Source organism: Serratia sp. GW822-FHT06D09 (assembly GCF_058799515.1).
Window position 1 is genome coordinate 331,473 of sequence record NZ_JBXALO010000005.1, and the last position, 13,836, is coordinate 345,308.

Genomic DNA, 13,836 nt, shown 5'->3' on the forward strand with positions numbered 1-13,836 from the left:
ACAGGCGATGTTCACCGATTTGAACGATCTTTTTTATTTCGCCAGCGTAGTCGACCATCAGGGCTTCGCCCCCGCCGGCCGGGCGTTGGGTATCCCCAAGTCCAAACTGAGTCGACGCATAGCGCTACTGGAAGAACGCCTGGGCGTACGCCTGATCCAACGCTCGACGCGACGGTTTTCCGTCACCGACGTCGGTCTGAATTACTATGCGCACTGCAAGGCCATGCTGGTAGAAGCCGATGCCGCACAGCAAGCCATCGAACAAACCCGCGCCGAACCCTGTGGCACGGTGCGCATGACTTGCCCGGTGGCCATTCTGCACACTCGGGTCGGCAGCATGGTGGCGGCCTTTATGGCCGATTACCCGAAGGTCACGGTGCATCTGGAAGCGACTAATCGCCGGGTAGATGTGGTGGGTGAAGGCCTGGATCTGGCCATCCGCGTGCGGCCACCGCCGCTGGAAGACAGCGATCTGGTGCTGAAAATTTTGGCGCAGCGCACTTGGTGCGTTGCCGCCAGCCCGGCGCTGGTTCGAACCCTGGGTCCAGTGGACAAACCGGAAGAGCTGCATAAATACCCCACCCTGGATCTCGGTCCGGCACGCGCACAGCACCTGTGGCAGTTGACCGGGCCGCAGGGAGAAAAAATGGAGTGGGAACACAGGCCACGGCTGGTGACGGACGATATGCTGATGCTGCGAACTGCGGCGATTGCCGGTGCAGGCATCGTGCAATTGCCGTCAATGATGATGCGTGACGATATGCTGCGCGGTGAGTTGGTGCAGTTGCTGCCGGGTTGGCAACCGCAGGGCGGCGTGGTGCATGCGGTTTACCCGTCACGCCGCGGCCTGCTGCCGGCGGTGCGGCTGCTGCTCGACTATTTGGGGCAGCAGTTCGCCAGCATCGAAGAGGAGTGATCAGGCGGTGATTTCGATGGCGTTACCGTCCGGATCACGGATGATCGCCTCATAAAAACCGTCCCCTGTCCAGCGTGGCGCCGCCTGCAGGATCCCCTCCTGCTGCGCGCGCTGCGCCAACTGATCGACACGGCTTTCCTCTCCCACCGACAAAGCAATATGCGCCCAACCCACACGTTCACTGGCCTGCTCCGCTGACAGCAGATCCGGCAAACTCATGATCTCCAGCGTTGGCCCCGCCGCAAGGCTGACAAAGCGGGAAACAAACCCCGGACGGTTCCGGCTAACGTATTGTTCCCCGGCAACACCGTCAAAGTACCGCTGCCAGAACGTCACCTGGGCATCAATATCGCGGGTCCAGAGTGCAACATGGGCTATTTTCATCTCAGTCTCCAATGGGTTAATCGCTGTACAATACTTTGCCGCCACTGTGCGTGATCTGCTGTTCGAGCTGCGGATGACGGCCAGGTGGCGTGACTAAATAATCGACCCGATGGGCGGGCAAAAAGCTGTAGGGGGCATAGGTGTTGAGTTTGTCGCCGGTGCATAGCACCGCCAAGGCGCCTGACCGCGCCAGCAGACGCTTCTTGAACTGGGCATCCTGATAATTCAGCGCCGAGAAACCGCAGCCCGGGTCATAAGCACAAATGCCGACGAAAGCGAGGTCAAAGTAAAAATCGTCGATTTCCTGTACCGCCTTGGCGTCCACACAGCCGCCAATGTCGGCATCCAGCTCACCGCCGATTAAAATCGTGCGGATCCCCGGCTGTTCCAGCATTTTGCCGGCAATAGTCAATGCGTTAGTCACCACCGTCAGCCGCAAATCGCGCGGCAACAGCTCGGCTAAATAAAGGTGGGTACTGCCGGCATCGAGGAAAATAACCTGCCCTTCCTTGACCAATGCCAGCGCAGCCAGCGCCAGTGCCTGCTTCTCGTCACCGCTCAATTGCAGCCTTGCGCTGATAGGGCCGGTTGCCGGCGTGGGTGCCAGCGCACCGCCATAAATGCGTTTACACAGGTTTTGTGCCGCCAACTGGCGCAGATCGCGCCGAATGGTGGCTTCGGTGGTGTTCAGGCGTTCCGCCATTTCAACCGCCAGCACTCGCCCCTGCTGCTGCAAGGTAGCGAGGATCGCGTCGTGGCGCTGATTGGGCAACATTTTGGACATTCGGCTTCTCGATGACGAACAAGTGATCACAAATGTACACAAACGTGCATAAACGTACAAATTTTTATGCAACGCTACGAAAGGGCAGCGCTGGGCTAGACTGAAACTTTACGTCTCAAATAAAGGACTATTGATGACCTCAGCCGTGCTTTATACCTTATTCCCCGCCGCAGCAACCGTCATTGGCGCCGCCATCGCGCTGTACCGCCGCCCTGGCGATGCCGCCATGCGCATCATTCATCACTTTACCGCTGGTATCGTCTTTGCCGCGGCCGCGACCGAAATTCTGCCCGACCTCAAGCAACAATCGCCCTGGGCAGTACTGCTCGGTGGTGCCGCAGGTGTGCTGATGATGCTGCTGGTCAGGCGTTTGGGCGAACGGGCTCAGGGGCCGGTGGGCTTTGTGGCAACCGTCGGCGTGGATATTTTTATCGATGGCCTGGTGCTGGGCATCGCCTTCGCTGCCGGCGCAAAAGCGGGCCTGTTATTGACGCTCGCGCTAACGTTGGAAGTGCTGTTTCTGGGGCTGTCGATCGTGGGCGATTTACGTGATTTTTTCGGCCGACGGATAAAAGCCATGCTGGCGATTGGCGGCCTGGCTCTGCTGTTGCCACTAGGCGGTATGCTGGGTGCGCCGATTGCCATGCTGGGGGCATTCTGGCTAACCGCGTTTCTGGCCTTCGGCCTGATTGCCTTGCTCTATCTGGTCACGGAGGAGCTGTTGGTTGAGGCGCATGAAGGAGGTAAAGATACCCCGCTCGCCACCGCGATGTTTTTTGTCGGTTTTTTACTGCTGTTGCTGCTGGAAGAAGGGATGGGTTAAAACTCAGGAATTTTACGGGGTTATTACCTCACCCCAAGTGATTTGGCTATACTGAGGCGAGCAAGGTTACCGCAGAACGTAACGGCTTGGGCGCTAAGGGAAAAGGATGCTGTCAAAAATTGCGAAGTGGCTATTTCAATTGCCGGGCAGGCTGTTTGGGGGCATTTTCAGGAGCCGCCTGACGATTTTTATCTTCTTTATGCTGATTGCCGCTGGGGTTTTCAGCGCCAAACGCTATCTGCGAGCCGATCAAAATGACGATGAGTTTGTCGCGACGGCTACCACAGATTACAACCGGGCCATCCAGCGTGAAATGCCGATGCGCGAAGCACGCGAACAGTGTGGTGGCCCGCTGCATGACAATGCCGGGCAACCCTGGCCTCTTTCGGCTGGCTACCTGCATCAGCCGGAAGGCAAAGCCGCCAACCCACTGCAACAACTGACGCTGGATAATCAAAACAACAATTTTGCGGTGTTGGTCAAACTGGAGACGCCGGGCGCGCCACAGCGTTTGGCGGAAGTTTTTATTCCCGCAGCCGGCAGTTTTAATATCAAAACCAACCCGGCCGGGGAATACGTGATGAAAATTAAAAACATCAAAACCGGCTGTAACTTCCGCTCCAAACCTTTCACCCTGAGTCGTCATCAGGATTGGCGGCTGTCGCTGAAACTGCAAACGGACGGCAGTGTGCAATACCAGCCGATCAGCGACCGCGAGTTTTAATCGCGAGGCTTATTTCTTCACCGGATGATCGCGGCGGAATAATTCCCAGCTTTCGATTTCCTGACCGTTTGGCAAGGTACAGGTGGAATACTGGCCGTCAGCATTTTGCTTGGCGTTCAGCTTGCCGCCGATCTTGGTGCAATACACGTCCGCCGGGTTCGCCATGCCAATTGGTTTTACCTGCGGCGGCGGTGGCGCATCGTTGGATTTCATGCTGCAGCCCTGTAATATCGCCATCCCTGCCAGCAGGGAAACCATCAGAATTTTTTTCATTTTTTCTCTTACCACTCCCGGTCTATTTCACGTCGCAGATAGCCGGCCCGTTTGAAATACGGCGGGGAAAGTTAAAAACGGCGGCAGCCGGAGCATACCGCCGTTCAGGCTATCAGGAAATAAAGGACGCGCCCTGTTTCAGGACCAAATCACAGGCTTTTTGCTTCACTTTTTCAGTGATTTGCGAAGTGCCCAGGCTGTTCAGATCCAGACTCTTGCCTTCGCCGGTTTTCAGCAGACCGCCCAGCCCTTGCTGGTAGTCCTGGCTTTTGGCGTTCTCCGTGCTGGTGATGCCCAATTTGCTCAGCAGTTGGTCTTTCACCGCTTCGGTGCCGTTGGCCGACAGGACGTTATTTTTCACGCAGTACTGCAAGATGCCGGCCGCGTTGGTCATGCTGCTGGAGCTCAGCGCTTTGTCGCCACCGTTCAGTAAACCGGTCAGGGAAGACAGTGAAGTGCCACTGGTGCTGCCACCCGATTTACTCAGTTCACCGGCCGCGCTGCTGAGGGAGTCCATCAGGCCGGCTGCCTGAGCGGCGCCGCAAGTCATGGCGGAAGTCAATGTCAGCGCCAGCAGTAAACGATGCTTGGTGTTCATGGGGTAAAGCTCCTGTTTATCTCGCCATCTTTTCAGCATCCCCCCTTGCCATTGGCAACAGGACAAAGCGGATGGGCGAATCGTGTGCAATCAGCGCAATGCGCCGGGTCACCTCTTGGGACGTCACCTACGGCGACAAGTTCCTTTTAGCCGGCAATACGGCGTTTTTTCAGAATTCAGGTAATTTTTTGAGCGAGGAATGTACAGCTCGGGGGGCTATGGGCCGCCAAACTGGGCGACCCGCTGGGGATCAGAACTGCCAACGCAGCCAAGCGAAGAACACGTTGCCGTTATTATAGGTGCCAGGAATATAAGTGGCCTGGAAGGTCAGGCGCTTATAACCGATAGAAGCCAAAGGCAGCGGGGCCGGGATAGGAATGTAATTCCAGTTATCTCGCGCAGTAACACTGGCGGTGAAGCCCAGACCCAGACGGAAGTCCTTGTCGTCCAAAGGACGCCAGATCTTCTCATAAGCGTAACCGCCGATCGGCTCCCACTTATTGAATGAATCTTTGAATGCCATCAGATAGATACCGTGCCAGTCACCGTCGCTGTCGTAACGCGAAATACCATAGCCAGCGCCCCAGGGGCGCTCGTTGTACTTATCGATATGTTCGTCGTCGTAAGTCCAGCGGTTATGCCAGGTGATGGCCGGCAGATAAATGTCTTTATTCGGCGAGTTGTTCCAGGTTTCCGCCACGTTATCGGTGAAACGCTGCCACAACCCCGGTTTTTCAGCCTGCGCCGCGCTGCCATTTTCTGCACCAACCTCAGCGTAAGAAGGTAGTGCAGGAAATAGCAGCGCCACTGAGCAAGCCAAAATTGTCCGTTTAAAAAACATCATCAAACTCCTGTAAAAAATAAGGCCGGCGATTCTTACCGATCGACCCATCAAGATCAAGCTGTATCTTATTTATCCAACTGCTTTCTCCTACCTCGTTGTCACTTGGTTAAGTTTAGCCGCAGGTAAAGGGAAGCGCGCCCGGCGGGTCGACTCCGGGCGCTCAGGCTACTGCGCTCCCTATGCACCGTCTGTCGGAATACTCCGCAATAATGCCGCTGCCGAAGTAAAACCCGGCGGCTCACCAACCTGCTAGCGAACTTCTTTCCTGCTCTGAACGTAGCGAAATCTTTACTGCCGCCCAAAGAGCAACTGCAATCGCCGTCACGCTTTTCGTGGGTTTTCTCCCCCCATTTTGCGGCAATCTCAATAAGCTCAAGGCCCTGTCAGGCGGCACGACTGTAAATTTGCAGTTACATCGCTGTTTTAGAGCCCTGCAACGGCGAAAACGGATGACTTTCCACCGTCATTTTTAGCGGCAGGCAAAAGTACCGGTGATCATCCCGTGCGCCATGTTCCGGCCACAGTCGCCATATTTCACATATCTATTACATTTGGTGAAAAATACCACCCACAACATCGCTGCGGTTAATCCCCATCACCCCCAACGTAAACCCGCAAATACAACAAACTACCCTCTCATGCGCCCCACTCAACTTGAACAAGCCGATAGTTTAAATAATTGTTAAAGCTAACGAGCATGACCCGGTCTGCAAGGGCTGAACGTTTATTGAATTGCTCATAACACAACATCGCCAGCAAGTTATTTGCTGCTCTCTGCCTGATAAAAGAAAGATAAAAAATCCGGAGAAACACATGAAAATCACTATCGGGGCATTCATCCTGCAACAGCTCCGCACCCTGAATATCGATCGTATTTATGGCGTACCCGGCGACTATAATCTGGCGCTGCTGGAATTGATCGAGCACGACAGCAATATTGAATTTATTGGCAACTGCAATGAGCTGAATGCATCCTACGCAGCCGACGGTTATGCACGGTTAAAAGGGGCTGGGGCACTGATCACCACCTACGGCGTCGGCGATCTGGCCGCGCTGTCCGGCATTGCCGGGGCTTACGCCGAGTCCGCACCGGTTGTCTGCCTGGCCGGTACCCCGCCGCTGCACGCAATGAAAAATCATGAGCTGCTGCACCACACGCTGGCGGACGGCAATTTTGATAACGTCATGAACTGTTTTAAACAATTCACCGTCGCCCAAGCGTTGATCACGCCAGAAAATGCGGCGATGGAGATCCCTCGCGTTATTTCCCGTGCCTGGACGGAAAAGAAACCGGTTTATTTACAGTTACCTTCTGATATTTGTGATGTGGAAATTGAAATCACTCAGGCAATGGTCGCGCCGCAATTGCCAGCCAGCGACCAATATAATGTCCAGTTGGCGGCCATGGCATTGCTGGCGCGAATAAAACAGGCAAAGAAATCGATTATTCTGGTCGACCAAATGGTGGATCGCTTTCAACTGCAGCAATTAGTGATCGAGGTCGCACATAAATTTGCCATTCCCCTCACCAATATGCCGACGGCCAAATGCATCATTCCGGAAACCACGCCGGGTTGGATCGGCGGTTACAGCGGCAACCTTTCGCGCCCCGAACTCTATGAACATATGGCGCACGCCGACTGCGTGCTGAGCTTTGGCGTTCGCCTGGTGGACTCGACAACCGGGTATTTTTCGCACCAGATCCCGGCTGACGCGCAAATTGATATTCAGCCGTTCTCCGTGAAGCTGGGCACCACCTCTTATCCGGCAGTGGCGACCGCCGACCTGTTGCAGGCGCTGCTGGCACTGGGTGAAGAGGTAACAGGCCACCCGCCGACGCCCCTGCCTGAAGCGCGGCATCGGTTGGCAACCCCCAGCGATGCCCCTATCGATCAGGCTTACTTATGGCAACGTATACAACGCTTTATTCGCGCCGATGACGTAATTGTGGTGGAGAATGGCACCTCGGGCGCGGCGATTGGCGGCATGCGTATGCCGGACGGTGTTCAGGTGGTCAATCAACCGATCTGGGGCTCGATTGGCTATACCCTGCCGGCGCTGCTGGGGACCATGATGGCCGCACCGGATCGCCGGCATCTGCTGTTCATTGGCGACGGTTCTTTCCAACTTACCGCTCAGGAAGTTTCCACCCTGCTGCGCTACGATCAGAAGCCGATTATCTTCTTGATTAACAATGATGGTTACACCATCGAACGTTATATTCTTGGCGAGAACTCGTCGTACAACGATATTGGCCCCTGGGACTACGCAAAACTGCCGGCGGTGCTCAATACCCAGGCGAAGCCGTTCAGCGTGGCGGTAGAAACTACCCACCAGTTGGAATTGGCGCTGGAACACGCCTCGCGTCAGGATCGGCTGGCCTTTATCGAAGTTAAGGTGCCGATGATGGACACCCCGCCGGTGATGAAGGAATTCTGCAACCGCTGCAATAACTTTAACTTCGGCTTGACCAACCCGCGTCGCGCTTAACCGCGTCAAGATCCGCCGTAGCTCAATGCGCGGCGGATCCCTCCAGACCTTGCACCACCTGCCGCTGTAAACTTTGCAGCAGCGGGTGTTGCCGCAGGTTTAACCTGCCGAAGCGCGCGTCATGCAGCGTTGGCGCCGCTCATCCACCCGTTTGGCAAACCAGGCGGTGGTCAGCTTACGGGTGATTTTCGGGCTTTCCAACTGAATGCCTGGCAGCATTTCCCGCGGCAGTTTCTTGCCGGTGGTTTTCTCTGCCAGCGCATACACCCGCTCATACAGGTCGGTATCGGCAAATTCGGGCAGGTCCCCCTTCTCCAGCGCCCGGCGAATTGCCGAGTCGCTCATATTGAGCCGCTTGCCGAGGGTACGCACCGCCAGCTCGGTGGTGCCGGGTTTGTCGGTGCCGTAGTTAATCAAGTCGCCATCCAGTGCCAACGGAATGCCCGTCGTGCGGCTGACCGCACTTTGGAAAGCGGCGTTGCGGCTGGCGTACCAACCGGCATTGAAGTCGGCGAAGCGGTAGATCGGCTGGCTGTAGTCAGCCGGGTAACCCAACAGGTGGGCAATGCCGAAATACATGCCGCCGCGGCGGGTGAACACTTCACGGCGGATCGAGCCGTCGATCGGATACGGATAACCTTTGGCATGCGCTTCGGCAAAGGCGATGCTGACCTGCATCGGCCCGGCGGTATGCACCGGGTTCAGGCTGCCAAACAGCTTTTGCCCCATCGGCACCGAATCAATCATATCGTCAAAGATATCGCTCAGGTCTTTTTCGGTGCGAACCTTATCCAAACGCTCGCTGTAGCTCTTGCCGTTCGATGACTTGATCAGCAAAGCGGTATGCACCAAAAAGTTGGGAATATGCAACTGATCAGCGCGGCGGTCGATCTCTTTCCAGGCGATTTTGGGCAGCCCTGGCACCGGCGGATTGGCCTGGAAGGTCGACTCCTGCTCGGTTACCGCCAGCACTGAACACAGGTTTTGGTCGCTGGGCTCGATACCCTGTGCGGCAAAAGCGGCGGTGATATCGGTGGCCCAGCCCTGGCGATCGGCGGTGTTAGCCGGCATCAAGCGCACCAGTTGAGCTTTGACGTCAGCCGGGCGCTGCACCGGTGAAGTCGTGGTGGTTTTCGTGGTACAACCGGCCAGCACCAGCAGCGCGGCCAGGCTCAACGGACGCAAGGTCATCGGGTTGATAAAACGGCGAATTGGCATCTTTTCCCTGATCGTTTTGACATACACTGCAGTGACGTTAGCCCAGCAGCGGACCCCGATCCAGTCTAAATGTGTTGATCCGGAGCTGAGAGCAGGCGTTTGCCAGGAAATACACCTTAAAGGAATGACCGTGGGGTTAAGCATCTTGCCTTGCTCACTTCTAATCACACCTTTCATGATCGCGGGCATTTTCAATGAGCTGATAAAGATGTATTTTATATACAACATATAAAATCATTTTATTCGCCCACACCGGGGCAACGCAAAATTTAAGGAGAGACGCATGAATGAGCTGCTTTGTTATAAAACCCTGCCGGTATGGAACAGCGTGACGCTGCCGGAGAGTTTCCAGCAAAAGCACAACACCCAAAGCGGCACCTGGGCCAAACTCACGCTGCTGAGCGGCACCCTGACCTTTGCGTTGATGACCGAAGAGGGCGAAACTACCGAAACCTGGCAGTTCAGCCCTGAGAGCCAGCCGCCGTTTATCGAACCACAGCAATGGCACCGCATCGTTTCATTTTCCGATGATATGACCTGCCAACTGGCTTTCTACTGTTCACCGGAGGATTACTACCACAAAAAGCACCAACTGACCCGCACCCATTCCGAGGTGATCGAAGCCGTGCAGCGCATAAAACCCGGCAAAGCGCTGGATCTGGGCTGCGGCGGCGGGCGCAACTCGCTCTATCTCAATCTGAAAGGCTTTGACGTCACCGCCTGGGACAAACATGGCCCGTCGATCGACAACCTCAATAGCATCATTGATAGCGAAGGACTGACGCACATTCGCGCCAGCGTGCAAGACCTCAATGCTCACACCTTCAGCGGCGATTACGACTTTATTCTTTCCACCGTGGTGTTTATGTTCCTCAGCCGCGAGCGAATTCCAGGGCTGGTGAAAAACATGCAGGACAGCACCCTGAACGGCGGTTACAACCTGATTGTCGCCGCGATGGATACTCCGGATTACCCTTGCAGTCTGCCCTTCCCCTTCACCTTTAAACCGGGCGAGCTGAAGGAGTATTACGCCGACTGGGAAATCCTGAAGTACAACGAGGATGTCGGCCAACTGCACAAAACCGACGCCGCCGGTAACCGCATTTCGCTGCGCTTTGCCACGCTGCTGGCGCGTAAACCCTAAAATCCCTTCAATTGGCGCCGCTCGATACAGTATTGACCGGCGCCGACCTGTAGCAAAATACGGCAAACAACATGAAGTTTAATACGTTGCCAACCCGCCGCTGCGGCGTTAGGATCGCGCCCGGCTACGGGTGTAGCCAGTGTTATTGGCTGTCAGTTCCGCGCATGGAGAGGTTATTGTGTTAGAGAGTTTTGGCGTCCTGAATCTTTGGACCTATCTGGCCGGGGTGGTATTTATCATCATTCTGCCAGGCCCGAATACGCTGTACGTACTGAAGACCGGTGTGACACGTGGCGTACGTGCCGGTTATACCGCCGCGCTGGGCGTGTTTATCGGCGATGCGATCCTGATTTTCTGCGCCTATATTGGCGTGGCTTCACTGATCCGTACCACGCCGTTCCTGTTTACCCTGGTGCGTTTTCTCGGCGCAATTTACCTGCTGTTCCTCGGTGCGAAAATTCTCTACGCCACCTTTATCCAGAAAAATACGGCGCAGCAACAACAGATTGAAGGCGGCCACAGCATCCTGCGCAAATCGCTGACGCTCAGCCTGACCAACCCGAAAGCGATCCTGTTCTACGTGTCGTTCTTCGTGCAGTTTATCGACTTCAACTATGCGCACACCGGCCTGTCGTTCACCATTCTGGCGCTGATCCTCGAATCGGTCAGTTTTATCTACATGACCACGCTGATCTTCTCCGGCGCGATGCTGGCGCATTTCTTTAACCATAAGAAAGGCCTGGCAAAACTGGGTAATGGCCTGATCGGCCTGCTGTTCCTCGGCTTCGCCACTCGTTTGGCTACCCTCAGCTCCTAGTTCGCCGCATTAACGGCTGATCCCCTCAGCCGTTTTCTCTACTCTGTCACGCACGACAAACCGAATGTCAGACAGACAAAAGCCCTCCTTCTCTGCCTGCTATAGACTTTTAAGGTTAACGATAGCGACCTTTTTTGTCTGACAGGAGGGCGTATGCCTGACAATAACGTAGCAGTGATGGACAGCGTTTCGCGTTTTCTCGATCGTCATCATGGGCTGTATATCGACGGCCAATGGTGTGGTTCCACCGCCGAAGGCCGGCTGGCGGTGTATAACCCCGCCAATGGACAACAAATTTCCTCCACCGCCGACGCCAACGCGCAAGACGTCGCTCGCGCCGTACAATCGGCCCATCAGGCGTTTACCTCTGGGGTCTGGGCGCAACGTTTACCTGCCGAGCGCGAGCGTATTTTATTGCGCTATGCCGATTTGGTTGAACAGCACACCGAAGAACTGGCCCAGTTGGAAACGCTGGAACAGGGCAAGTCGATCAATATTGCCCGTATGTTCGAGGTAGGCTGCACGCTGAACTGGATGCGCTACACCGCCGGGCTGACCACCAAGATCACCGGCCAAACCCTGGACGTGTCGATCCCCATGCCGCCGGGGGCCAAATATCAGGTGTATACCCGTAAAGAGCCTATTGGCGTGGTGGCCGGCATTGTGCCGTGGAACTTCCCGCTGATGATCGGTATGTGGAAAGTGATGCCGGCGCTGGCCGCAGGTTGTTCCATCGTGATCAAACCCTCGGAGACCACGCCGCTCACCCTGCTGCGCATGGCCGAATTGGCGACCGAAGCCGGCATTCCACCGGGGGTATTCAACGTGGTGACGGGTAAAGGTACCGGCTGCGGCAAAGCGCTGACCGAACACCCGCTGATCGCCAAAGTGAGCTTCACCGGCTCCACGCCGGTCGGCAAAGGCATCGCCCGCGCAGCGGCGGACCGGCTGACACGCGTGACGCTGGAACTGGGCGGTAAAAACCCGGCCATCGTGCTGAAAGATGCCGACCCGCAGCAGGTTATCGAAGGCCTGATGGCGGGCAGCTTCCTGAACCAGGGGCAGGTGTGCGCCGCCAGCTCGCGGATTTATATTGAAGCGCCAATCTACGACACTTTGGTGGCCGGGTTCGAGCAGGCGGTGAAATCCCTGTCCGTTGGACCGGGCATGGATGCCAGTGCGCAGATCAACCCACTGGTCTCCAGCGACCACCGCAATAAAGTGGCGGCCTATCTGGACGATGCCAGATCCAAGCTCGCTGAGTTGATCAGCGGCGCGACCGGGCCGGACTCGCAAGGGTTCTATATTCCGCCGACGCTGGTAATTAACCCGGACGACAAGCTGAACCTGACGCGCGAAGAAGTGTTTGGCCCGGTGGTCAATCTGATCCGCGTGGCGGATGCTGAAGAAGCGTTGCGCAAAGCCAACGACACCGACTACGGCCTGACCGCCAGCCTGTGGACCACCAGCCTGCAAGCGGCGATGGCCTTCACGCCACGAATTCAGGCCGGCACGGTGTGGGTCAACACCCATACGCTGATCGACGCCAACATGCCTTTCGGCGGCTTCAAACAATCGGGTAGCGGCCGTGATTTCGGCCCGGACTGGCTGGATGCTTATACCGAATCCAAATCGGTGTGCATTCGTTACTGAACCGCGCCTTAATGGCCAGTAGCGCCCTTCAGAGCACTACTGATACTGCTGATAAACATAAAATGTTTGTCAGCAGGCGCTAAAGGTTTTGAAAATAGATCAGGAAAATCAAATTATTGATTTTCGGCTGATAACTCAAAGGGGGAAAAACCACGCTTTTATCCCCCTTTGTCAATAATCTGAGTAGCGCCTTAAGGGCGCTACTGATACTGCTTGCGGTATTCGCTGGGCGAAACGCCAAAACGGCTTTTGAAGGCGGTGGAGAAATGGCTGTGATCGGCAAAACCCCAGTCATGGCCGATAGTGACCAACTTTTGCCGCTCAGGCGCCGTGCGTAGCGCCTGAGCGCACAAATCAAGACGGCGGTGCTTGATATATTGCGCCACCACCAGTCCCTGACGGGCAAACATTCGGTACAGGCTGCGTACCGAAACACCCAGTTCAGCGGCGATCCACTCAGGCCGCAACTGCGGCGACTGGATATGCGTATCGATAAACGCCAGCGTACGGGTGAAAGCCTGCGGGAAAACCTCCGCTCCCACTTCAGGTTCCACCAGCGCCGGGCGCAACAGAGTTGCCACGGCACTGAGTATCGCCTCGCTCTCCGGTGCGCTCATCTGCGCGTCCTGCATGCAGCCCAAGACCAGTTGCCGACTGAGGCGCGCTATGCTGCTTTGCCCATCCAGCCGTCGTGCGAATTGCAGATCGCTAAAACGTGCCGACCGTTCAAAATAGCTGCGCGGCATCAGTAATGAGATTTGGCGGGAGTCCTGTTGAAAGGTAAAACTGCTGGTACGTGAAGCGTCGATCAGCGTGACGTCACCGGCGGACAAGACTGCCTGTCGGTCCCCCTGCTCCATCAATGAACTGCCGCGCAGTTGAAAGACCGTGAAAAAATGCGAGCCGTCGCTGCGGTTAATTTCTTTTTGGGTTCGATACAGGCGGGTTTGCGTCGCATCCACCACGCTCATACGTAACGCATGGGCACGAAACTCCTGCATCGCGCCGCTAAATCCCGGCCCCAGAGTTCGGGCGCAGAACCGGCCGCAGGCGGAGTTGATTTTCGCCAACCACTCTTCGAAGCCAACCTCCCTGACCGGTACGGAAATTGCCATGGATCCCCCCTTCACACATCAGCGATGGACGCGTTCGAACCGCAAGCGGCAAT

At 56.1% G+C, this 13,836-nt stretch carries 14 protein-coding genes; 7 read left to right on the forward strand and 7 right to left on the reverse strand.

Annotated elements, in window-relative coordinates; all coding sequences use genetic code 11:
- Positions 1-7: 7 nt before the first annotated feature.
- The gene (locus AC1RKG_RS14810; protein WP_493183336.1) at positions 8-916 is read left to right on the forward strand and encodes a LysR family transcriptional regulator; all 909 of its coding nucleotides are present in this window, start codon (positions 8-10) and stop codon (positions 914-916) included.
- Here the strand turns inward: AC1RKG_RS14810 and AC1RKG_RS14815 are convergent, their stop codons facing one another.
- Together AC1RKG_RS14815 and AC1RKG_RS14820 are read right to left on the reverse strand one after the other, a co-directional pair.
- Positions 917-1,300 (reverse strand): VOC family protein, encoded by a 384-nt coding sequence (locus AC1RKG_RS14815; RefSeq protein WP_020825404.1) that lies wholly within the window; start codon positions 1,298-1,300, stop codon positions 917-919.
- A gap of 16 nt (positions 1,301-1,316) precedes the next feature.
- The gene (locus tag AC1RKG_RS14820) at positions 1,317-2,084 is read right to left on the reverse strand and encodes a DeoR/GlpR family DNA-binding transcription regulator (protein ID WP_493183337.1); all 768 of its coding nucleotides are present in this window, start codon (positions 2,082-2,084) and stop codon (positions 1,317-1,319) included.
- Between the two features lie 133 nt (positions 2,085-2,217).
- Here AC1RKG_RS14820 and AC1RKG_RS14825 point away from each other — a divergent pair, with 133 nt between their 5' ends.
- Positions 2,218-2,907 carry a ZIP family metal transporter gene (locus AC1RKG_RS14825; protein WP_020825402.1) on the forward strand — a complete coding sequence of 230 codons (690 nt, stop codon included), beginning with the start codon at positions 2,218-2,220 and terminating at the stop codon, positions 2,905-2,907.
- Positions 2,908-3,013: 106 nt separating this feature from the next.
- Complete coding sequence (locus tag AC1RKG_RS14830) at positions 3,014-3,631, forward strand: hypothetical protein (protein WP_020825401.1); 618 nt, start codon at positions 3,014-3,016, stop codon at positions 3,629-3,631.
- A 9-nt stretch (positions 3,632-3,640) separates the two neighbouring features.
- Here the strand turns inward: AC1RKG_RS14830 and AC1RKG_RS14835 are convergent, their stop codons facing one another.
- The 3 genes from AC1RKG_RS14835 to pagP form a co-directional block, all read right to left on the reverse strand.
- Entirely contained in the window at positions 3,641-3,904 is a 264-nt protein-coding gene (locus AC1RKG_RS14835; protein ID WP_020825400.1) for a putative hemolysin, read from the reverse strand.
- 112 nt (positions 3,905-4,016) lie between these two features.
- Entirely contained in the window at positions 4,017-4,502 is a 486-nt protein-coding gene (locus AC1RKG_RS14840) for a YjjA family protein (RefSeq protein WP_020825399.1), read from the reverse strand.
- Between the two features lie 250 nt (positions 4,503-4,752).
- A complete protein-coding gene (pagP, locus tag AC1RKG_RS14845; protein ID WP_170868519.1) occupies positions 4,753-5,346 on the reverse strand; it encodes a lipid IV(A) palmitoyltransferase PagP in 594 nt (197 codons plus the stop codon).
- A gap of 813 nt (positions 5,347-6,159) precedes the next feature.
- Between pagP and AC1RKG_RS14850 the strand changes: the two genes are divergently transcribed.
- The gene (locus AC1RKG_RS14850; protein WP_129941105.1) at positions 6,160-7,836 is read left to right on the forward strand and encodes an alpha-keto acid decarboxylase family protein; all 1,677 of its coding nucleotides are present in this window, start codon (positions 6,160-6,162) and stop codon (positions 7,834-7,836) included.
- A gap of 99 nt (positions 7,837-7,935) precedes the next feature.
- On the opposite strand, the gene AC1RKG_RS14855 is transcribed toward AC1RKG_RS14850, so the two are convergent.
- Positions 7,936-9,054: a DUF1615 domain-containing protein gene (locus AC1RKG_RS14855; protein WP_142815818.1), complete on the reverse strand. Its 1,119-nt coding sequence runs from the start codon at positions 9,052-9,054 to the stop codon at positions 7,936-7,938.
- Positions 9,055-9,337: 283 nt separating this feature from the next.
- Here AC1RKG_RS14855 and tehB point away from each other — a divergent pair, with 283 nt between their 5' ends.
- From tehB to AC1RKG_RS14870, 3 genes are all read left to right on the forward strand, one after another.
- Positions 9,338-10,198, forward strand: coding sequence for an SAM-dependent methyltransferase TehB (gene tehB / locus AC1RKG_RS14860; RefSeq protein ID WP_176983605.1), 861 nt, complete (start codon positions 9,338-9,340; stop codon positions 10,196-10,198).
- A gap of 178 nt (positions 10,199-10,376) precedes the next feature.
- Positions 10,377-11,015 carry a leucine efflux protein LeuE gene (leuE, locus tag AC1RKG_RS14865; RefSeq protein WP_142815820.1) on the forward strand — a complete coding sequence of 213 codons (639 nt, stop codon included), beginning with the start codon at positions 10,377-10,379 and terminating at the stop codon, positions 11,013-11,015.
- A gap of 153 nt (positions 11,016-11,168) precedes the next feature.
- The gene (locus tag AC1RKG_RS14870; protein WP_493183340.1) at positions 11,169-12,668 is read left to right on the forward strand and encodes an aldehyde dehydrogenase family protein; all 1,500 of its coding nucleotides are present in this window, start codon (positions 11,169-11,171) and stop codon (positions 12,666-12,668) included.
- Between the two features lie 200 nt (positions 12,669-12,868).
- On the opposite strand, the gene feaR is transcribed toward AC1RKG_RS14870, so the two are convergent.
- Positions 12,869-13,783, reverse strand: a complete 915-nt coding sequence (gene feaR, locus AC1RKG_RS14875; RefSeq protein ID WP_142815821.1) for a transcriptional regulator FeaR — start codon at positions 13,781-13,783, stop codon at positions 12,869-12,871.
- Positions 13,784-13,836 lie beyond the last annotated feature (53 nt).